Source organism: Hanstruepera ponticola (assembly GCF_012931685.1).
Taxonomy (GTDB): Bacteria; Bacteroidota; Bacteroidia; order Flavobacteriales; family Flavobacteriaceae; genus Hanstruepera; species Hanstruepera ponticola.
The window spans coordinates 375744-397281 of the sequence record NZ_JABANC010000002.1; the positions used below are offsets into that span (position 1 = coordinate 375744).

Annotated in this window: 15 protein-coding genes; 7 read left to right on the forward strand and 8 right to left on the reverse strand. The window is 34.7% G+C overall.

The window, feature by feature from the left end:
• Nucleotides 1–80 precede the first annotated feature (80 nt).
• From HGK31_RS07595 to HGK31_RS07610, 4 genes are all read right to left on the reverse strand, one after another.
• Entirely contained in the window at nucleotides 81–392 is a 312-nt protein-coding gene (locus tag HGK31_RS07595; RefSeq protein ID WP_191859202.1) for a GIY-YIG nuclease family protein, read from the reverse strand.
• Nucleotides 393–580: 188 nt separating this feature from the next.
• Nucleotides 581–1867, reverse strand: coding sequence for a nucleotide sugar dehydrogenase (locus HGK31_RS07600; RefSeq protein ID WP_191859203.1), 1287 nt, complete (start codon nucleotides 1865–1867; stop codon nucleotides 581–583).
• 38 nt (nucleotides 1868–1905) lie between these two features.
• Nucleotides 1906–4386: an exopolysaccharide transport family protein gene (locus tag HGK31_RS07605; protein ID WP_191859204.1), complete on the reverse strand. Its 2481-nt coding sequence runs from the start codon at nucleotides 4384–4386 to the stop codon at nucleotides 1906–1908.
• A 6-nt stretch (nucleotides 4387–4392) separates the two neighbouring features.
• A complete protein-coding gene (locus HGK31_RS07610) occupies nucleotides 4393–5187 on the reverse strand; it encodes a polysaccharide biosynthesis/export family protein (RefSeq protein WP_191859205.1) in 795 nt (264 codons plus the stop codon).
• A 102-nt stretch (nucleotides 5188–5289) separates the two neighbouring features.
• Here HGK31_RS07610 and HGK31_RS07615 point away from each other — a divergent pair, with 102 nt between their 5' ends.
• The 7 genes from HGK31_RS07615 (at nucleotide 5290) to HGK31_RS07645 (ending at nucleotide 17982) form a co-directional block, all read left to right on the forward strand.
• Nucleotides 5290–7149, forward strand: a complete 1860-nt coding sequence (locus tag HGK31_RS07615) for an ABC-F family ATP-binding cassette domain-containing protein (RefSeq protein ID WP_191859206.1) — start codon at nucleotides 5290–5292, stop codon at nucleotides 7147–7149.
• 2 nt (nucleotides 7150–7151) lie between these two features.
• Nucleotides 7152–7919 (forward strand): O-methyltransferase, encoded by a 768-nt coding sequence (locus HGK31_RS07620; RefSeq protein ID WP_191859207.1) that lies wholly within the window; start codon nucleotides 7152–7154, stop codon nucleotides 7917–7919.
• Between the two features lie 40 nt (nucleotides 7920–7959).
• Nucleotides 7960–8532 carry a cob(I)yrinic acid a,c-diamide adenosyltransferase gene (locus tag HGK31_RS07625; RefSeq protein WP_191859208.1) on the forward strand — a complete coding sequence of 191 codons (573 nt, stop codon included), beginning with the start codon at nucleotides 7960–7962 and terminating at the stop codon, nucleotides 8530–8532.
• Nucleotides 8533–8699: 167 nt separating this feature from the next.
• Nucleotides 8700–8921 (forward strand): DUF2795 domain-containing protein, encoded by a 222-nt coding sequence (locus HGK31_RS07630; protein ID WP_008637498.1) that lies wholly within the window; start codon nucleotides 8700–8702, stop codon nucleotides 8919–8921.
• Nucleotides 8922–9082: 161 nt separating this feature from the next.
• Entirely contained in the window at nucleotides 9083–12436 is a 3354-nt protein-coding gene (secA, locus tag HGK31_RS07635; protein ID WP_191859209.1) for a preprotein translocase subunit SecA, read from the forward strand.
• A gap of 202 nt (nucleotides 12437–12638) precedes the next feature.
• Nucleotides 12639–17216, forward strand: coding sequence for a malectin domain-containing carbohydrate-binding protein (locus HGK31_RS07640; protein WP_191859210.1), 4578 nt, complete (start codon nucleotides 12639–12641; stop codon nucleotides 17214–17216).
• Nucleotides 17217–17226: 10 nt separating this feature from the next.
• Nucleotides 17227–17982, forward strand: coding sequence for a T9SS type A sorting domain-containing protein (locus HGK31_RS07645; protein WP_191859211.1), 756 nt, complete (start codon nucleotides 17227–17229; stop codon nucleotides 17980–17982).
• Here the strand turns inward: HGK31_RS07645 and HGK31_RS07650 are convergent.
• From HGK31_RS07650 to HGK31_RS07665, 4 genes are read right to left on the reverse strand one after another with little or no spacing between them, the layout of a single operon-like run.
• Nucleotides 17979–18671 carry a peptidoglycan DD-metalloendopeptidase family protein gene (locus HGK31_RS07650; protein WP_191859212.1) on the reverse strand — a complete coding sequence of 231 codons (693 nt, stop codon included), beginning with the start codon at nucleotides 18669–18671 and terminating at the stop codon, nucleotides 17979–17981. The genes HGK31_RS07645 and HGK31_RS07650 overlap by 4 nt on opposite strands.
• Nucleotides 18672–18700: 29 nt before the next feature.
• Nucleotides 18701–20254, reverse strand: a complete 1554-nt coding sequence (locus HGK31_RS07655; protein ID WP_191859213.1) for a YggN family protein — start codon at nucleotides 20252–20254, stop codon at nucleotides 18701–18703.
• 12 nt (nucleotides 20255–20266) lie between these two features.
• Nucleotides 20267–20851 carry a hypothetical protein gene (locus HGK31_RS07660; RefSeq protein WP_191859214.1) on the reverse strand — a complete coding sequence of 195 codons (585 nt, stop codon included), beginning with the start codon at nucleotides 20849–20851 and terminating at the stop codon, nucleotides 20267–20269.
• Nucleotides 20835–21386 carry an RNA polymerase sigma factor gene (locus HGK31_RS07665; protein WP_191859215.1) on the reverse strand — a complete coding sequence of 184 codons (552 nt, stop codon included), beginning with the start codon at nucleotides 21384–21386 and terminating at the stop codon, nucleotides 20835–20837. Before HGK31_RS07665 ends, HGK31_RS07660 begins: the two co-directional genes overlap by 17 nt.
• Nucleotides 21387–21538 lie beyond the last annotated feature (152 nt).

The window sequence follows — 21538 nt, forward strand, 5'->3', positions numbered from 1 at the left end:
ATTAACAAATTACTTCAGTAGTACCTCCTTGATAATGACACAAAAAGACCACGTATTTATACATTTTTGCGTTCTTATTATTACTCAAAATCTTCAAAGTCCTTTTTTACTTGTTCAAACAAATCCTTCCAGTTTGGGTTTAAATTATTAATCAACGCCTCCTTTTTCAATCTACTTCCTGCCTTTAATTGCTTTTCTCTATCAATCGCATCACCTATCATTTGAAAAGCTTCAAAATAAACAAGCTTATGCAAGTTATACTTTGAAGTAAATGATTTTGGATTATGTTTTTCCTTATGTTGCTTAATCCTAATTATGATATCTGAAGTCACACCAACATATAATGTTGTATTATTTGTGTTGGTTAAAATATATACAAACCCTGGTTTCATGACATTGCATTATAATACTATTAAGATTATTCTTTTGAGATTGCCGCGTCGCTACGCTCCTCGTAATGACATCCAGTTGTTGTTTCTCTCGAAATTCAATCTAGTCTCTTTTCTTTGTTCGCTTTCTAAACGAAACTGACAACTGCAACTACAAACTAATCCCTCACAACTACCTACTACCAATCACCCTACAACCGTGCATCCACTAAATGCTTTGGTAATAGCGATTTAACATCAAACACAACACCGTGTTCTGATTTTAATTGATTAATATCTAATTCTAAAAATTCTTGATGGCTCACAGCTAGCACAATAGCCTCATATGCATCCGCCAATTCAGAAGCATTGGTCAATAGCTCAAAACCATACTCGTCGCGCACTTCTTCTTTAGAAGCCCATGGATCGTAAACATCTACATCAACATGGTAAGCTTCAAATTCTCTAATAATATCAATGGCTCTAGAGTTTCTGATGTCAGGGCAGTTTTCTTTAAAAGTAATACCCAAAACCAAAACTTTGGACCCCTTAATGGTAGCACCTTTTTTTATCATCAACTTCACAGTTTCTGTCGCGACATAGCTCCCCATACTATCATTCATTTTCCGACCTGCTAAAATAATTTCAGGATTATAACCACTCTCAATAGCCTTCTGTGCCAAATAATAAGGGTCAACCCCTATACAATGACCACCAACCAAACCAGGTGTGAACTTGATGAAATTCCATTTCGTACCGGCAGCTTCTAAAACCGCTTGTGTATCTATATCCAATAATCTAAAAATTTTAGAAAGCTCATTAACAAAAGCAATGTTAATATCGCGCTGAGAGTTTTCTATAACTTTGGCAGCCTCGGCAACTTTAATTGAAGGTGCTTTGTGCGTACCTGCAGTAATGATGGACTTATACAAATCATCCACAACATCAGCTATTTCGGGTGTAGAACCCGATGTTACCTTTAAAATTTTAGTAACCGTATGCTTTTTATCGCCCGGATTAATGCGTTCAGGTGAATAACCAGCGTAAAAATCTGAATTGAAAGTTAATCCAGAAACAGATTCTAATATAGGCACACAAATATCTTCTGTGACTCCTGGGTAAACTGTTGATTCGTAAATAACAATATCATCCTTTTTCAAAACCCTACCTATGGTTTCACTGGCTTTAATTAAAGGGGTAAAAACAGGTTTATTTAAGTCATCGGTTGGCGTTGGCACCGTTATAATGTAAATGTTTGATGTATCAGTATCTGACACCAAATCCGTAATGCGTAATCCAACAGCATGAGGTTCTTGGGTTAAAACGGACTTCAATTCAGGTTCTGTTACTTCAAGCGTTCTATCGATGCCATTTTGCAATTCCGCTACACGTTTACTGTTAATGTCAAAACCAATCACTGGGAATTTTTTGGCAAATTCAACAGCCAGAGGCAGTCCAACATAACCAAGTCCAACGATTGTAATATTCTGTTTTTTCATGTTTAAATGGGGGAAATTTAAATTTAAGAGGTTGTGGTTTAAATGCGTTTAATAAAATCTGTTACTTTTTTCCAGGTACTACGTTTACCATCCTCATGATAAGCATTACCATAAACACCGTAGCCGTATCCATAGCCATAGCCATATCCGTAGCCATAACCATAATTGTGATTGGTTTTATGCTTGTAAAAATTGAGTACAAAACTAATATTTTTAATCTCGCCGCCTCGATATTTAGCGTTAATTAATTGCAACATCCCCTTTTTGGTATAATCCAAACGCACCATAAAAATGGTGGTGTCTGCATATTTCACGAGTTCCAAAGCGTCTGTGACCAGGCCTAAAGGTGGTGTGTCTAAAATAATGATATCATAGGTTTCTCGTAAATTAGAAACGAGTATTTCCATTCTATCACTCATTAACAACTCTGAGGGATTGGGAGGTATCGGACCAGCCGGAACAACAGATAAATTTTCAATGTGTGTTTTATTAACAACATCATCAAAGTTCAAATCATCAATAAAATAATTAACCATCCCATAATCATTCGTCAATTCAAAATCATCAAATATTTTAGGTTTACGCAAGTCTAAACCTAATAAAATTGTTTTTTTGCCAGATAATGCATAAACGGTAGCAATATTTATGGAAGTAAATGTCTTTCCCTCTCCACTAACCGAAGAAGTTACCATAATGGTGCGACCACCTGGTTTTGGTGTTTTATTTAAAATAAATTGCAGACTTGAACGAATAGAACGAAACGATTCTGCAACGGCAGACTTAGGTTTTTCAAAAACCACCAAATTGTTGTGATAACGATACTTACCAATAAGTCCTAATATTGGAATACTAGATAACTGCTCTATTTCATCGGAACCATGGATAGTTGTATCCAATAAGAACACAATAAAAATCAGGAACATGGGTATAAAAAATCCCATCATTAGCCCCATCATATAATTCAAGGATTTATTAGGACCTATTTTACCGCCTCCAATATCTTTGGCTTCATCCACAATGGTAATATCTGAAATATTAGCCGCTTTCACTATGGCCGCTTCACCACGTTTGGCTAAATAAAGATTATAGGCCTCTTGACTAATATCTAGTTTACGCTGAATACGCAGGTATTGTTGCTGATCCTCTGGCAAGCCACTTAATTTACTTTCAAAATTCGCTATATTTCTATTTATGGAGTTTATAAGTGTATTAATAGTATTTTTTGTAGAACTAATGGTTTCCAACAGAACCTGCTTTTCAGCTTCAATACGTCTGTCTAGATCTTTAAACAAATCAGACCCTTCCCGAGTCGTATATTCCATGTTTTGGCGCTCAATAGCCAAAGATGTAATAGTCCTAACACTACTTAATATATTTGGTTCATCAATACCAACCGATGTCGGCGCAGCAATATTGGTATAATCAGTTTTAGTGTTGAGGTAGGTCTCAAGTAAACTTAAATAGTCTAATTTAACACGTTCCTCTTCCTTTTGTCTTTCTAGCTCTTTTAGTTTAGATGATACTTCAGCCATCTCGGCATCAATATTAAAAACTTTATTTTGTTTTCTAAAAACATTCATCTCATTATTAACATCTTTCAAATCAGCATTTACTGCTTTAAGAGAGCTATCAATAAACTTGATGGTATTGGAAGCATACAAGTTTTTTCGTTCCAATTCTGTTCGGCTCAAAATGGCGGCCGTAGTATTTAAATAATCAACTATTTTAGATTTGTTATGTCCAGCCAATGATAATTGTAAAACAGATGAAGCATTAGCATTAAAAGTTTGTGCTATTATTCTAGCTTGGTAGTGGTTTACTATAGCATCAAAACTGTTGAATTGGATATAATATTCTGAAAGTGGCTTAACCGTTTTAACTTCTTCTCTTAAAAATAATCGACCACTTAAAAAAGGAAGTGCTATACTATCTCCAATCTTGAATTTTTTCTTAAATTCACCTATCGGAACATCAATAGGAACCATGTCTTTAGAATCGTAACGTTGTGACAGCCTACTACTAGATTCAAATTGTGTAAATACCTCAAAATGTGACTGATCTAAAAACCGAATGCCTATGGGGTAATTAAGCACTTGGTTACCAGACAAATTTAAATCGATAACAAACGGAGATGTTTTATAAATATCAACCTTACGATATTTTCCCTCAACCAAGTAATCCATAAAGTATTGAAGAGAATCGACTACTTTTTCATTATGGGTTCGCGTCTTTAAAGTTGTAATGGTTTTACCTACTTTATTCGATACGCCTCCCCAATTAAACGATATACTGGTGTTTGCCGTAAAAAATGGATTTTGATCATTTTCTACAGAAATCAAGGAGCTTAATTTATAAACATTCTGTTTTCTAACATTTATTAAATAAGCAATAAGCAATGCAAATCCAATGCACAAAAGCACAAATTTCCACAGATTGAGGACTTTAAACAAATAGCCTTTAAAATCAAATGCTATTTGATTCCGTTCCTGGTGGTCTAAGTCCAAATGCTCGTTACTCATAACAGTTTAGATTCTATTAATCAATAAAATAGTGGTGGTAATAAGTGACATAGCTGCTATTATAGTTGTTATGGACTCGCGTCCTGTAACACCAAACCCCCAAGATTTTTGTTTTAAAGGTTTAACGTAAATAATATCGTTAGGTTGAATATAATAGTAGGGTGATTCCATAACGGCTACATCCAGCAAATTTAAATGGTGAATTTTTTGACCTTGAGGATACTGCCTGATAATCATGACATCCTCTCGGTTTCCAGTTACTTGAATATCGCCTGCATTAGCCAGTGCCTCAAAAATATTAACGCGGGGTTGGTAAAGCGTTTGAGTCCCTGTGGAACCAACCTCCCCATTAACTGTAAATCGTAAGCCGGTTAATTTTACAGAAACAAAAATATTCGCGGTTTCTTTAAATTCTTCCTCCAATAATTTTTTTTCCAACATGTTTTCTATCTCTTCTGTTGTATAACCGAGCACATTAATCTCTCCGAGAACCGGCACACGAATGTTACCATGCAAATCAACCGTAAAGCCATCAAAAAAGGCCCGTTGATCCGTATCCATATTCAGTTCCTGCTCACCAACCGGATTAAATATTTGAACATTTTCTTGATCTAGTGCCTTGACACGAATATTTAGAATATCATTTATCTGAATACGGTAAGGCTTTTGCTTCTCAGTGATAGCAAGTGTACTATCAACAGCTCCTTCTCTATTTTGTAGATACACCAATTCCTTATTAGGAATACAAGAAGATAGAACGCTTGAAAAAATAAGTATAACTAGAATATGCAATTGCTTCATATCGAGGGCACAAGTTTGTTCACAAATATAGCCTTTCACTAGGAATATCAAAACTAATCGTTTAAATTTTGGTTTTTTTACGTTATTTGCAAAAAAGACCCGTTGAACTACCTTACTGTTGAAAATATTTCGAAATCTTATGGCGAATTAAAGCTGTTTGAAAATCTGTCCTTTAGCATCCATAAAGATCAGAAAATAGCTTTTGTGGCTAAAAATGGCACAGGCAAAACGTCAATATTAAATATGCTTTCCGGAAGAGACCAACCAGACTCTGGACAAATTATATACAGAAAAGATATTGTTACAGCTTTTTTATCGCAAGACCCCAAATTAGATAGCAACCTGACTGTGGAGCAGGCTATTTTTGATACAAAAAATCCTATTCTAGATATTATAAAACAGTACGAAACTGCCATAAAAAATCCAGACGACACGGAAGCTTATCAAAAAGCGTTTGACAATATGGATAGGCACAATGCATGGGATTTTGAAACACAATACAAGCAAATACTGTTTCAATTGAAGCTAGATAACCTCAACCAAAAGATAAGCACCTTATCAGGTGGACAAAAAAAACGTCTAGCTTTAGCAAATGCCTTGCTGAAAAAACCAGACCTTTTAATTCTAGATGAGCCAACCAACCATTTGGATTTGGAAATGATTGAATGGTTAGAATCTTTTTTTGCAAAGGAGCAAATCACTTTATTTATGGTTACTCATGATCGTTATTTCTTGGAGCGTGTGTGTAATGAAATTATTGAACTAGACCATGGCGAATTATATACTTATAAAGGCAATTACTCTTACTATTTAGAAAAACGTGAAGCCCGTATAGAGCGTGAAGCTATTGAAACGGGAAAAGCAAAACAACTCTTTAAAAAGGAATTGGACTGGATGCGCAGGCAACCCAAAGCACGTACTACAAAATCCAAATCACGTATTGATGATTTCCATGACATTAAACATCGTGCGCATCAACGTAGAAAAGACCATGAAGTGCAATTGGAATTAAACATGGAACGGTTGGGTAGCAAAATATTGGAATTACATAATATTTCGAAAAGCTATAAAGACAAAACCATACTTAACAAATTTGAATACACCTTTAAAAAAGGCGAACGTATTGGGATTATTGGAAAAAATGGTACTGGCAAATCAACTTTCTTAAATATCATTACACAATCCGTCGTACCAGATTCTGGAAAAGTTGTAATTGGTGAAACCGTAAAATTTGGTTACTACACGCAATCCGGAATACCTATTAAACAAGAACAAAAAGTAATTGATGTTATAAAAGAATTTGGTGATTATATCCCTTTAAAAAAAGGACGACAAATTAGTGCCCAACAACTGTTGGAACGATTTCTCTTCGACAGAAAAAAGCAATATGATTTCGTTGAAAAGTTAAGTGGTGGTGAACGCAAACGCCTATATTTATGTACAGTCTTAATTCAAAACCCTAATTTTTTAATTTTAGATGAACCAACCAACGATTTAGACATTGTGACGCTCAATGTACTCGAAAATTTCTTATTGGATTTTCCTGGCTGCCTCATTGTAGTTTCGCATGACCGGTATTTTATGGATAAAATTGTTGACCATTTATTTGTATTCCGAGGTGATGGTGTTATTGAAGATTTCCCAGGAAATTATTCTGACTTTAGAATTTATGAAGACAGTCAAGAACCTGAAACTACTGACAATTCGAAAAAGGATAAAAAGCAATGGAAAAAAGACAGTAATAATACCCTATCCTATAACGAGCAAAAAGAGTTTAAGAATATTGAAAGTAAATTAAAATCATTGGAGTTTAACAAAAAAGAATTGGAAAGTCAATTTCTTAATCCTGATTTAACAACCGATGCCATTCAAGATTTATCCAATCAATTACAAGTAATTTTAGATACTATTGAAGAAAAAGAAATGCGCTGGTTAGAACTTATGGAAAAAATGGAACAATAACCATGTGGTATTCAATTCTATCCTATTTAAAATTTATCATATCATCTACCAATCAACACGGTGTGCATTCGCCTTATATTTATGATTTGGTTACAAAATGCTTTTATGACCAAACCGTATATACTGCTTATTCAAAATTAAGTCACTACAGAACCCATTTATTACGAAATGATAGTCTGATTAAAATAACCGATTTAGGACCAGGCTCCAAAAAACATAAATCAGAAACACGTCAAATTTCTGACATCGCTAAAACTTCAGGAACTACATTAAAACGGAGTAAACTCTTATTTAGACTAACACAGTATCTAAATCCTCAAAACATGTTAGAGTTAGGCACATCATTAGGCATAGCAACTAACGCACTGGCTTTAGGGAATCCTAAATCGAAAATAATCAGTATTGAGGGCTGCCCTAACATAGCGACATTCACAAAACAGCAACTTAAAAACCATACAAACACAACAATCCTTACAGGTGATTTTAATGCGTATCTTCAAAAATTAAAGTCCCAATCGTTTGATTTGATTTTTTTTGATGGTAACCATACCAAGGAAGCTACAATCAATTATTTTAATCAATTGTTACCTACAACCAACAATGATAGTGTTTTTGTTTTCGATGACATTTATTGGTCAAAAGGCATGACAGAAGCTTGGGAACAGATTAAAAAATATCCGCAGGTAACAGTCACAATAGACACTTATTTCTGGGGTTTCGTGTTTTTTAGAAAAGAACAGGTTAAAGAACACTTCAAAATTCGCCTATAAAGCCATTGTTCAATAATATTTAACCTTTAACTTTGTTCTCATGAAAATTTACACCAAAACAGGCGATAAGGGAACCACAGCATTATTTGGAGGAACACGAGTCCCCAAACACCACATTCGTATTGACAGCTACGGAACTGTTGATGAATTAAACTCGCATTTAGGACTTATTCGTGACCAAAACATCAAACAACATTATAAAGATATTATTACCCACGTTCAAGATAGGCTGTTTACAGTTGGCGCCATATTAGCCACTGATCCAGAAAAAGCTATTTTAAAAAGTGGCAAAGAACGTCTGAACATTCCAAAAATTTCAGAAAAAAATATCTCGCTACTTGAAACCGAAATGGACACCATGAATACGGAGTTACCTCAAATGACACATTTTGTATTACCAGGTGGTCACCAAACCGTGTCATTCTGTCACATTGCGCGTTGTGTGTGCCGTAGAGCGGAACGTTTAGCCTCTGCCCTAAACGATTTAGAACCTATAGACCCTATGGCTTTAAAGTATTTAAACCGACTCTCAGACTATCTTTTTGTATTGGCACGGAAATTGTCCTATGACCTGCAAGCAGATGAAATTAAATGGATTCCTGAAAAACACTAATTCATCTTCTTGATTAAAACTATTATTACTGTAAAAATAACATGGGTTTTTATGTTAAGGGTACAGCAAAAAACACGTTCTTATCATTATTGAGTAATTAATTGTTTTTTTTCTTGCCTATTTAAACTAAAAATTTATTTTTGCAAAAAAATTAAAACACATTACAAATGTATTGGACATTAGAATTAGCATCTTATTTAAGTGATGCACCTTGGCCAGCAACAAAAGATGAACTAATTGATTATTCAATTAGGACTGGAGCACCTTTAGAAGTTGTTGAAAACTTACAATCTATTGAAGATGAAGGAGACTCTTACGAATCTATTCAGGAAATCTGGCCAGATTATCCAACTGACGAAGATTACCTCTGGAATGAGGATGAATATTAATATTTATAAAAGCTTATAAAAAAGTCTCGTCAGAGACTTTTTTTGTGTCTGATAATTATAAAATTGACCAAATCAACCATATCTTTGAGAGCCTAAAATCTTAAAGTGTAAAACATATTTCAAAACTAGCATACATGCTAGTTAAACTAAAACATACAAACATGAGTTTTTTAAATTCTGTACTAAAGGTATTTGTTGGCGACAAATCAAAACAAGACGTCAAAGCCATCATGCCTATAGTTAAACAAATAAAAACATTTGAATCTGCTTTAGCGCAATTATCACATGACGAATTACGTGCTAAAACCAGCTTTTTTAAGGAGAAAATTGAAGAAGCGCGTAAACCGCTGAATGAAAAAATAGAATCTTTATTAGAACAAGCTGAAAATACGGAAGATATTGATGAGCGTGAAGATATCTATCTTGAAATAGACAAAATAAAAGATGAAATTTACGACATAACCGAAGGTGTTCTCAATGATATTTTACCTGAAGCTTTCGCAGTGGTAAAAGAAACAGCAAAACGCTTTGTTGATAATACTGAAATTGAGGTCACAGCCAATACATTTGACCGTGAAGTTTCTGGTGAAAAAGATTATGTAACACTTGACAATGATAAAGCAATCTGGGCAAACTCCTGGGATGCAGCAGGGAAACCCATCACCTGGGACATGGTGCATTATGACGTGCAATTAATAGGTGGTATTGCCATGCACCAAGGTAAAATTGCTGAAATGCAAACGGGTGAAGGTAAAACATTGGTAGCTACCTTACCGGTTTACTTAAACGCTTTAGCTGGTCGTGGTGTTCATTTAGTAACTGTAAACGATTATTTGGCCAAACGTGATAGTGCTTGGATGGCTCCTATATTTGAATTTCATGGTTTAAGTGTCGATTGTATTGATTATCATCAACCCAATTCAGCTGCTCGTAAAAAAGCTTATCGTGCCGATATTACTTACGGAACTAACAATGAATTTGGTTTTGATTACTTGCGTGATAATATGGCGCATTCGCCAGACGATTTAGTACAACGACCACACCATTATGCCATTGTAGATGAGGTGGATTCAGTATTAATTGATGATGCACGTACACCGTTAATAATTTCTGGACCAATTCCTCAAGGTGATCGCCATGAGTTCATTGAATTGAAACCAAAAGTTGATGACATCGTTTCAGTTCAACGAAAATATTTAACTGGAGTTTTAGCTGAAGCTAAAAAATTAATCACTGAAGGTGATACAAAAGAAGGTGGTTTTCAATTATTACGCGTGTATCGTGGTATGCCTAAAAACAAAGCCCTAATTAAGTTTTTAAGCGAAGAAGGTATTAAGCAATTGCTTCAAAAAACTGAAAACTTCTACATGCAAGATAATAACCGTGAAATGCCAAAAATTGATGCGGAATTATACTACGTTATAGAGGAAAAAAACAATCAAATTGAATTAACGGATAAGGGTATTGAATTTCTTTCAGGAAAAGATGATCCTAACTTTTTCGTCATGCCAGAAATTGGTATCGAGATTGCAAAAATTGAGTCACAAGGCTTATCATCTGAAGAAGAAGCTAATCTTAAAGAAGACTTATTTAGAGACTTTGGTGTAAAATCAGAACGCATTCATACTTTAAATCAATTACTTAAAGCATATGCTTTATTTGAAAAAGACACGCAATACGTGGTCATGGACAATAAGGTAATGATTGTTGATGAGCAAACGGGTCGTATCATGGATGGTCGCCGTTATAGCGACGGCTTACACCAGGCTATTGAGGCTAAAGAGAATGTAAAAATCGAGGACGCCACCCAAACTTTTGCAACAGTAACGTTACAGAATTACTTTAGAATGTATCGTAAGCTATCTGGTATGACTGGTACAGCCGTAACTGAAGCTGGTGAATTCTGGGAAATTTACAAGCTAGATGTCGTTGAAATTCCAACTAACAAACCTATTGCGCGTGACGACCGTGAAGATTTAGTTTACAAAACTAAACGTGAAAAATACAACGCCGTAATTGATGAAGTTACTAAATTATCACAAGCTGGAAGACCGGTTTTAATTGGTACAACGTCAGTTGAGATTTCAGAATTATTGGGTAAGATGTTAAGTATTCGAAAGATTCCTCATAACGTCTTAAATGCCAAGCAACATAAAAAAGAAGCTGAAATTGTAGATGAAGCTGGACGAAAAGGTCAAGTAACTATAGCAACAAACATGGCTGGTCGTGGTACCGATATTAAATTGTCTGACGAAGTAAAAGCAGCAGGTGGTCTAGCTATAGTTGGTACAGAACGTCATGATTCCCGTCGTGTAGATAGACAGTTACGTGGTCGTGCTGGACGTCAAGGAGATCCAGGAAGTTCACAGTTCTACGTGTCTTTAGAAGATAATTTAATGCGATTATTTGGTAGTGAGCGTATTGCCAAAATGATGGATAGAATGGGCTTGGAAGAAGGCGAGGTTATTCAGCATTCCATGATTTCAAAATCTATTGAGCGTGCTCAGAAAAAAGTGGAAGAGAATAACTTTGGAGTTCGTAAAAGATTATTGGAGTATGATGATGTGATGAATGCGCAACGTGAGGTCGTTTATAAGCGTCGTCGTCATGCCTTACATGGTGAGCGTTTACGTGTAGATTTAGCCAACATGATATATGATACGTCTGAAGGTATTGCTGAATCTAACAAGGAAGCCAATGATTACAAGAATTTTGAATTTGAATTAATTCGTTATTTCTCTATGAGCTCACCAGTTACCGAAGCTGAATTTGGGAAACTAGGAGCACAGGAATTAGCAGGCAAAATATACAAAGCTGCGTTTGAGCATTACCGTGAAAAAATGGAGCGTAACGCTGAAATGGCTTTCCCTGTTATTAAAAATGTGTATGAAACGCAACGCGACAAGTTTAAGCGTATTGTAGTGCCTTTTACTGATGGCGTGAAAAACCTGCAGGTAGTAACAGATTTAGAAAAAGCTTATGAAACCAATGGTAAACAACTTATCAATGATTTTGAAAAGAACATCACCTTGGCCATAGTTGATGATTCTTGGAAAACACATTTACGTAAAATGGATGAGTTAAAACAGTCTGTTCAATTGGCAGTGCATGAGCAAAAAGATCCGCTACTTATTTATAAGTTTGAAGCTTTTGAGTTGTTTAAAAGTATGATTGACCATGTGAATAAAGATGTTATCTCATTTTTATTCAAAGGTGAATTACCAACAGAAACACAAAATACTATTCAGGAAGCTCGTCAAACCCGAAAGAAGGAAAAACTAGAAACTTCTAAAGAAGAAATTCCAAATATGGATGAACGTGCTGCTCAAAGCAGAGCAGCTGGTAATACACAACGTCAACAAGAGGTTGTTGAAACCATTGTACGCGATAGACCTAAAATTGGACGAAATGATCGCGTGACAATAAAGCACGTTATGAGTGGAGAAAACAAGACTTTAAAGTATAAACAAGCTGAACCATTAATCAATAAAGGTGATTGGGTTTTAGTAGAATAGTTTAACACATATTAAGCAATATAAAAAGCCCTGTGATTCAGGGCTTCTTTTATTTAATTTTTCAGCATAACTAATATTTTTCCATTACATCGAATAATCCATAAATTACTCATTTGCTTAAGTATATATACTTAAATTTATATCATAATTCTCTTTCCAAAAAGATTTTTCGGTTAATAGCAGTAATTGAAAATTAAAAAGAATGACCTTTATTAATAACGCGTTTAAGTTTGGTTTTGGTTGCTTGACCACAACTTTATTACTCATGGCATTTATGTCATCAAGTTTAGTTGCACAAACCATAAGCTTTGGTTCAACAGGGCTTCAGAATGAAAATGTTTTAAACCCAACATCTTTAGAATTTGGTCCAGACGATAGATTATATGTTGCTCAACAGAATGGCATCATATGGGCTTATACTATAGAACGTGATAATGCTGTAGCTGGTGATGGTACTTATACCGTTATTAACAGCGAAGAAATAACTAATATCCGATTTGGTATTCCCAATCATAATGATGAAGGCGTTTTCAATCCAAGTCAGCAACGACTCATTACAGGAATCATGACGGCTGGAACCGCCGAAAACCCTGTTTTATATGTAACTTCTTCTGACTATTTGTTAGGTGGTGGTGCTGGCGGTAATGATACTAATCTAGATACTAATTCCAGTATGTTATCCAGACTCGAAAAAATTAATGGTGTTTGGGAAAAAACCGATTTAATTCGTGGATTACCACGCTGTGAAGAAAACCATGCTGTGAATGGATTGGATATGTTTGAACGAAACGGAGACACTTTTTTATTGATTGTTCAAGGAGGACAAACTAATAAAGGTGCTCCAAGTAACAATTTTGCTGGTACACCAGAATTTTTCTTTTCAGGCTCCATGTTAATTGTGAATTTAACAGATTTGGAGAGCATGCCAGTTTATACTGACCCAAGAAATGGCAGTAATTATGTATATGACTTACCCACTTTAAATGATCCAACTCGTTTAGATATTGACAATACACATCCTGAATTCCCTTATCCAGTAGGACATCCCATGTATAATGCGACTATCGATATTGGTGATCCGTTTGGAGGAAATAATAGTTTAAATCAGGCCTTCCCGGAAGTTGGAGGTCCTATTCAAATTTTTTCTGCAGGATTTAGAAATGCCTATGATGTTGTTATAGCTGAAAATGGGAAAATATATACTTCAGATAATGGTGCCAATTCCCTTTGGGGTGGTTTACCTAGAATTTATGATAGCGCTACTGATACGTTTTTAGGTGATGAAAGCACGATGGTCTATGACCCAAATAACCATTATATTAAAAATGAGCTGAACGAAAATGGTAGTACAATTATTAATGATCCATTACATTACGTAGGGACTATTAATGATGCCAATGAAACATACTATGGCGGACACCCTATTCCTATATTGGCATTTCCATCAAGAGCTGGAATTTACACCTATGAAAAAGTTGATGGCTCTTGGGTTGCTACAAATTCTTATGATTTAGAAACTTTAATAAGCGGAACATCTGGTTATTTCAACTCCAGTTTTACCATTACGGACTTTCCCGATCGTCCAGAACTTGGTGAGTTTTTAGCGGATGAACCTATTGCCAGCCCAAGAAATAATATTCTAGCGCGAGTCAATTCATCTACTAATGGCATTACAGAATATACTGCTTCCAATTTTGGTGGTAACATGCAAGGGAATATCTTAACTGCATCTTTTAATGGTAATATCAATCGATACGTCCTCAATGCATCTGGAGATGAAGTACTAGAATCTGAAACCACTTTTAATGGTTTTGGTAGTTTACCATTGGATGTTACCGCACAAGGTGATGATGATATTTTTCCTGGGACAGTTTGGGCTGCAACTTATGGATCCAATAGTGTAACTATTTTTGAACCTACAGATATTAATTGTTTGTTGCCAGGCGATGCAGGCTATGATCCAAATGCAGACAATGATGGTGATGGTTACACCAATCAAGATGAAATAGATAACAACACAAACCCATGCTCACAAAGTAGTAAACCTAAAGATAATGATGGTGATTTTATTTCTGATTTAAATGATCCCGATGATGATAACGATACTATTTTAGACGTGAATGATGTTTTTGCATTAGACCCTAATAATGGTACAACAACTAATTTGCCTATAGATTACCCATTTTGGAATAACGATCCAGGCACAGGCTTCTTTGGACTCGGTTTTACTGGTCTTATGTTAGACCCAAATGGCACAACAGATTATCTAACACAATTTGACGAAGAAAGCATATCGTTTGGAGGTGCTGCTGGAAAGGCCACTGTTGATAATGTAACTGGAGGTGATGCATTTGAAGCACTTAACAATCAAGATTATGGTTTTCAATTTGGTGTAAATGTAGATTCAAACTCAAATCCTTTTACTGTTCACTCAAAAATTGAATCACCTTACTTTGGTTCAGGTGGCTCACAAAACGCTCCAATAGATTATCAATCTTATGGTGTTCAATTAGGTACTGGTGACCAAGACAATTATTTGAAATTGGTTTTTATGAATGGGACTTTAAATGCTGATGCTTTAAATGGACTACAAGTAGTTTTAGAAGATAATGGCATCGTTACAGTTAACGAAAGCTATAACATTCCTAATATATTAAACTCAAGTGCTATTAATTTATATATTTCTGTTGATCCAGTCAGTAATCTGGCTCAACCATTTTATTCTATTGATGATGGGGAAACATTAAATTTATTAGGATCGCCTATTGTTCTACCAACAAGTTTTTTAGATGATTCTGATAACAAAGGATTAGCAATAGGGCTTATTTCTACTTCAAGGAGTGATACCAGTCCAAATCCCTTTACAGCGACTTGGGATTTTATAGAAGTTTATGAAAATCTTGATGGTGTACTCTCTATCAATCCAGCACCATTAAATTTTGGATTGACTCCAGTAAACAATTCACAACGCACAAAATATATTACGCTTAACAATGAGGGTGGGCCTACCGATAGTTCGATAACCATAACTGCTTTAAATTTCATTGGAACAAATTCTAATTTATTCTCAAGCGATTTTCAATTACCTTTCAATTTAAGTCCTGGCGCATCTGTTAAAGTTCCAGTAGATTTCAGTTCCGACGAAATTTTGGGAGAAAAAACAGCTTCGTTAGAAGTTGTTCACAACGGCACCAACACACCCACAACCATTTCATTAACTGGAGAATTAACGGATATATATTCACCAGTTGTTAGAATTAATTCAGGTGGTATTATGGTACTTGCTTCAGATGGTGGCCCAGAATGGGAAGCCAACACCTCAACAACAGGAGATTCATACGTAGTATCTTCTGGATCACCATTTACAATTGACGAAATCATTTATGAAAATCGAGATGTTTCTATTCCAGACTACATAAGTCAAGCCGAGTATGAAGAGATTATGCGTTCTGAATTAAGCACTAATGACCTCGATTTCCCTGTTACTTATTCAATTAGCCTTCCAAATGGTTCCTATATTGTAAATCTCTATTTTGCTAACCTTTATAATGGCACATCAGAACCTAATGAACGTATTTTTAACGTCAATATCGAAGACATAAGAGTCATTGAAAAACTGGATCCTTCAAAAGAATTTGGACATCGCATAGCAGGTATGATTCAAAATAATATTGAAATCACTGATGGTGTTATGGACATACAGTTTCTATTTGAACTACAGAATCCAATAATTAATGCTATTGAGGTTTTAGGTATAAGCTATCCGCCTCTCAATATTGAACCTATTGCTGATAGATCAGACTGTGAGCTGGAATTATCTGATTTTCAAGCTGAAGGTTCTGGCGGTAATCCAGCAGACAATTTGGTGTATTCCATTAACGGACAGCCTTTGGGTATAGATATTGAGCCTACAAATGGATTAATATTTGGCGTCATTGATGAAACAGCAGTTACTGGTGGACCAAATAGTGATGGTGTTTATGAAGTGACTATTACAGTAAGCAAACCAGGTAGTTTAGATGTTTCCACTAATTTTATTTGGACGGTAATTAATGATATTGAAGCTCCAGAAATAAGCTGTCCAGATGATCTAATTGAAGCTGTATCGGTTGGTACAACTGAAGCAAACATTACCATTACAGAACCGTTTATTACTGATAATTGTGATAGTGATATTAATATTGAAGCTAGCCGCTCTGATGGCTTGGAACTCACAGATGCTTTTCCTTTAGGAGATACCACTATAACTTGGATTGCTACGGATGCATCTGGTAACGTATCAGATTCTTGTGAGCAAATAATTACTGTGGAAATCCCTGAATACAGTCTTCAACTGAATGTCTCTTTACAAGGGCGAACAGACTATAGTGGTAATTTTGACATACAACTTTTCCATATAAATGATTTAGTAACTCCGTTATATACTTTTACTGAATTTGGAAATGCTTTAGGAGAAATCAGTTTACCATCAACCATTAGTCAAGGCGAATATAAAATTATTGTAAAGCATCCTATGTATTTACAGCGTTTAAAAACCATAAACCTAACAGCCAACAGTATTGAAACATTTAATGATGTACTATTAGCAGGTGATGTTAACAATGATAATGTGATCAATATATTTGATTTAGGTATTTTCTCTGGCACTTACAATTTGAGTTCTGGAGATTCTGGGTTTGACTCACGAGCTGATTTTGATAATAATGCTACAATCAACATTTTTGATTTAGGAATTTTTTCTGGAAATTATCAATTGTCAGGAGAGACACAAAATGATTAAAAAGAAGACTATGAATTTATTTAATAAGATTATTTCGTTTTTTACTATTTGCCTTTTGCTTTCGTCTGGGTTTATTTCAGCACAATCTGTTGATTTGATTGCCTCTGCTGATCAAATGCCACCGTTTACTAATGGCCAAACATTTAACTATTCCATTATGTCAACAGGAAGCCCCTACAATGCTTTACGTATAAAATTAGAATACAACCCAAGTGTTATCCAAATTAATAGTCTAACACCTGTTTATGCTTTTGGCTTTACTCCTGTGAATGATACGAGTACTCCAGGTCTTGTAAAATATGAAGCCGCTAGTCTATCGGGTAACATTACTACTGATGAAGTTATTTTTAATATTGAATTTGAAGTGCTTGATAACAATCAAGCTATTTCTATTGCTCATAGCTATGATGCTGCCGACGGAACTGTTGTTGTTAATAGCGGCGGGAATAATATTTTGGGAACAGCTAATGACATACTTTTGGAAACCTTAAGTATCAGCCATAACAATTTTGAGTCGCTCACTATTTATCCTAATCCTGCTAGTAATCAGATTTCAATAATTAAAAGTGAACCTTCTCAAATTAAAAGCATTACACTATACACGTTAGAGGGTAAGATGATTATGAAACAATCAATTTCCAATCAAGATTCAAATAATGAGAATATTATTGTGGATGTATCATCTTTAAAAAACGCCTTATACTTTATGGACGTTATTGATCAAAACGATTATAAAAAAACTTTTAAGGTTTTGGTATCTCATTAACCCAATTTCAATAATGTATTTGGATCTGGGCAATTATTAGAAAAAAACTCTAAATCGTTTAAACTGCACACGCCTGGATAATCACCTTTATAAGCTGACATGTCTCTTACAATTTGAAAATGCAAATGTGGTGCGTAGTCTCCATTAACTGTGGCATCACCCAATGTGGCTATACATTCTTGAGCTTTAAAAAATTGACCAACTTTCAAGTCCTTGATTGACTCCAAACTCAAATGACCATACAATGTAAAAAAGTTGATTTCACCCATTTGATGTTCTAAAATGAGTGTTGGACCATAATCACCATAATTAGTGTTATTAGCAAAACTATGAACTGTTCCGTCCAAGGGTGTGTAAATGTTACTTCCAGCTGAAGTCCATAAGTCTAATCCTAAATGTATGTTTCTTTCGGAGTCTGGATTATTTTGATTGAAATAAGAACTGCGTTTATATATATTTCGCTTCTCTAAATAGCCTCCATAAGCCACACTAGCTTGATGGTTTTCGCAATAGCTACGTATATATTGCTCCCATTGGGTTGATGAATTAATATCAAAAGTTTGTAAGTCTTGATTGGAATCAGATAAGTCTATGAAAACGAATTTATGATGTGGAATACGCTTATCTAAAACAGGTATTGGTTGTGGATTAAGTGAATTTAGAAATGAGGTAAATGTAATGGTGTTCATTAAATTGAATATAATTCAAATATAATAAACTATTCCATGACTACTTTACTGTACCTAGCATTTATTGCTATGGTTTTATTATTGTTCAAACTTCCTAATTTAAATGACGACACCGCATTATCATTCTTGTTTTTGGGATGATGTAATCGTGAGTTTTTACCTTGATATTGTAGGTTAAAATCCACTTTAGGAAGCTTAACAGCCGCATTACTATTATCAAGTGTTATATTAATATTATTGAAGTCTTGAGCTATATTATGAATAACTAAATCTCCAAAACTACCTGTTAAAATAGCATTACCAGCTAGTCTGTCTATACCAATATTTGAAGAATTGGAATTTAACACCAAGCCATTGACATCTTGTAAAATAGCATTTTCAACAAAATTTAACTTAAGAGTGCCTAATTCCCAACTTTTAATCAAAACAGAGCCATAAGAAGCATTGATGGAGGTTTTTTCTCCATCAATGCTGTTAGCTAAAAAAGTGGCATGATTCAAATCAGCCTTCACGTTGTTGATTAATGACGATACTTTCAATTCACCATGCCTCACGTTTAAATTCAATTTTGCTTTTTTAGGGATTTTTATTTTTATAACCTTTTTAATATTTAAATTTTTGGATGATCGAGATTCAAATAATGTACGATAGGCCTCTTCATTCTCTTTAGAACGCTCCTCACGAATACCGGCTTGTTCTTCCCAAACTTTTGCTTGCTCTTCCCAAACCTTTGCTTGCTCCTCCATTTGCTTGCCAAATTCTTCACCCCATTTCTCCATACTTTTCCCAAACTCTTCACCAAATTCTTCGCCCCATTTCTCCATGCTCTTACCAAATTTTTCTCCGAATTCATCACCCCATTTCTCCATATCTTTTTCGAATTTAGCACCGAACTTTTCACCAAACTTCTCGCCCCAAGCTTCCATATCCTTTTCATATTTAGCTAGTGCTTCAGAATCCACTTCTTTAGCCCACTTTTCCATTTTTTTAGCATAGGCTTCTCCATATTTATCGCCATACTCTCTACTCCATTTTTCCATATAAGCTTCACCTTCTTCTTGGTAGCGCTCATAATCAAAATTGATATTACTCATACCATCAGGAAGATCTGGTAAATCAGGCATCTTTGGCATTTTCGGCATTTTTGGCATATTGGCTAAATCCATAGACTCCAATAAGCCTTCAACCATAGGCATAACTGGAATATTAGCCAGTTCAACTTCAAGGTCCTGAAGCGCATCCAATGATTGTAATTCGAAAAGACTAGAATTATCAGACCACGACAAACCTCCTAAATCAGAGGAAATAATCACTCTATCTTTTGAGGCATCAACATCTATCTTCCAGTTTTCTAAATGTTTTTGCAACTCCTCCTTACTCAATACACTACTTTCAATGTAGGCTTCAACCTCAATAATGTCTTTGTTCCAAGTATCTATTTCAATATTGGTATAACTGGTATTTAAATCAATCTTTACATTATCATTGACATTGATAGATTGTGAAACTTTATCCAACTTTTGCTGTGCTGAAACACTCAAGCAAAAGCATAAAAGCAACGTTACTATATATATTTTTTTCATTTTTAAATTAATTTAAGCTGTTGTTCGTTTTTGATTTGATTGTGAATTACTCAATGTTTTTAATTGTTCTTTTAGACGATACATAAGATTTAAACGCAACTTTAAATTGGTAATCAATGCATTAACTGTTAGTTCATTAGGACCTGAATTAGTAAGTTCAACTGAAAGTTTTTTATATTCTTTGTTAAGTTCCCCCAACTGATTTAGATAACCATCAATAAGCTCTTTGTTCTCAGGTGTTAGCTTCACTTTTGACAATTCTAAATTGATATTTGCCAAATAATAGTCTTCCACTTTTTTAAGATCTGGTGAAATGTCACCCAAGGATTTCATTGTGGCTTCTTGAGTATTGGCATCAACTACTTTTGGTTCAATAACATTAGGGCCGTCTATTTTAAAATAGTTATAGGCACCATAACCTAAACCTAAAGCTATAACTACACTGGCAGCAATACGTAACCAAGACCAAGATTTCAATTTTTCTTCTGGGAATTGTTCATCCAGTTTTTTAAGAAAACGTGCCTCATGACCTTCTTGCATTTTAGTATGCACTGGTGTTTTATCGTTTTTAATTACATCTCTAATATCTTGTGCCATCCTTTATGTGTTTTAACAGTTCTTGCAATTTTAATTTTCCTCTGTAAAGCTGTGTTCTTGAAGCAACTTCAGTAATATCTAGTATTTCAGATATCTCCTGATGATCATAACCTTCTATCAGGTAAAGCATCACAACATATCTATACTTTTCAGATAATGAATTGATGGCTTCTTTTATTTCTTCAATAGTCACAGCATCGTCAACCAACCATTTGTCATCATCACTAGTATCAACCACTTTCAGGTGCACCTCCTCCAATTCAACCAGACGTTGTTTATTGGCTTTAAGCGTGTCAATACTGGTGTTTATAACAATACGTTTTAACCAAGCCCCAAAAGTAACTTCAGCATGATATTGATGTAGTTTTGTGAATGCCTTAATGAAGGCATCCTGAACAACATCTTCAGCTTGAGCATCATTCTTAATAAATCGTTTGGCAACTATATACATACCATTGCAGTACTGGCTGTATAACTGCATTTGTGCTTTACGATCATTTGCTTTGCATTTTTCAATGATATCAGTCTGAAACATGCTTTACTTTTTGGTTTTTTGATTAGTTCATCTTAAAGACGACATAAAAATATGAATGTTGCAAAAAGATATTTATTTTTCTATAATAAAAATATATTGCTTACTATTTTAGTAGCATTTAGAATTGAATTATCTTTATCTTAATTAATCTC

Excerpts from the sequence above, each read along its gene's own strand:
- HGK31_RS07595 (WP_191859202.1), bottom strand. The coding sequence starts at position 392 with ATGAAACCAGGGTTTGTATATATTTTAACCAACACAAATAATACAACA.
- HGK31_RS07600 (WP_191859203.1), bottom strand. The coding sequence starts at position 1,867 with ATGAAAAAACAGAATATTACAATCGTTGGACTTGGTTATGTTGGACTG.
- HGK31_RS07605 (WP_191859204.1), bottom strand. The coding sequence starts at position 4,386 with ATGAGTAACGAGCATTTGGACTTAGACCACCAGGAACGGAATCAAATA.
- HGK31_RS07610 (WP_191859205.1), bottom strand. The coding sequence starts at position 5,187 with ATGAAGCAATTGCATATTCTAGTTATACTTATTTTTTCAAGCGTTCTA.
- HGK31_RS07620 (WP_191859207.1), top strand. The coding sequence starts at position 7,152 with ATGTGGTATTCAATTCTATCCTATTTAAAATTTATCATATCATCTACC.
- HGK31_RS07625 (WP_191859208.1), top strand. The coding sequence starts at position 7,960 with ATGAAAATTTACACCAAAACAGGCGATAAGGGAACCACAGCATTATTT.
- HGK31_RS07630 (WP_008637498.1), top strand. The coding sequence starts at position 8,700 with ATGTATTGGACATTAGAATTAGCATCTTATTTAAGTGATGCACCTTGG.
- secA (WP_191859209.1), top strand. The coding sequence starts at position 9,083 with ATGAGTTTTTTAAATTCTGTACTAAAGGTATTTGTTGGCGACAAATCA.
- HGK31_RS07640 (WP_191859210.1), top strand. The coding sequence starts at position 12,639 with ATGACCTTTATTAATAACGCGTTTAAGTTTGGTTTTGGTTGCTTGACC.
- HGK31_RS07645 (WP_191859211.1), top strand. The coding sequence starts at position 17,227 with ATGAATTTATTTAATAAGATTATTTCGTTTTTTACTATTTGCCTTTTG.
- HGK31_RS07650 (WP_191859212.1), bottom strand. The coding sequence starts at position 18,671 with ATGAACACCATTACATTTACCTCATTTCTAAATTCACTTAATCCACAA.
- HGK31_RS07655 (WP_191859213.1), bottom strand. The coding sequence starts at position 20,254 with ATGAAAAAAATATATATAGTAACGTTGCTTTTATGCTTTTGCTTGAGT.
- HGK31_RS07660 (WP_191859214.1), bottom strand. The coding sequence starts at position 20,851 with ATGGCACAAGATATTAGAGATGTAATTAAAAACGATAAAACACCAGTG.
- HGK31_RS07665 (WP_191859215.1), bottom strand. The coding sequence starts at position 21,386 with ATGTTTCAGACTGATATCATTGAAAAATGCAAAGCAAATGATCGTAAA.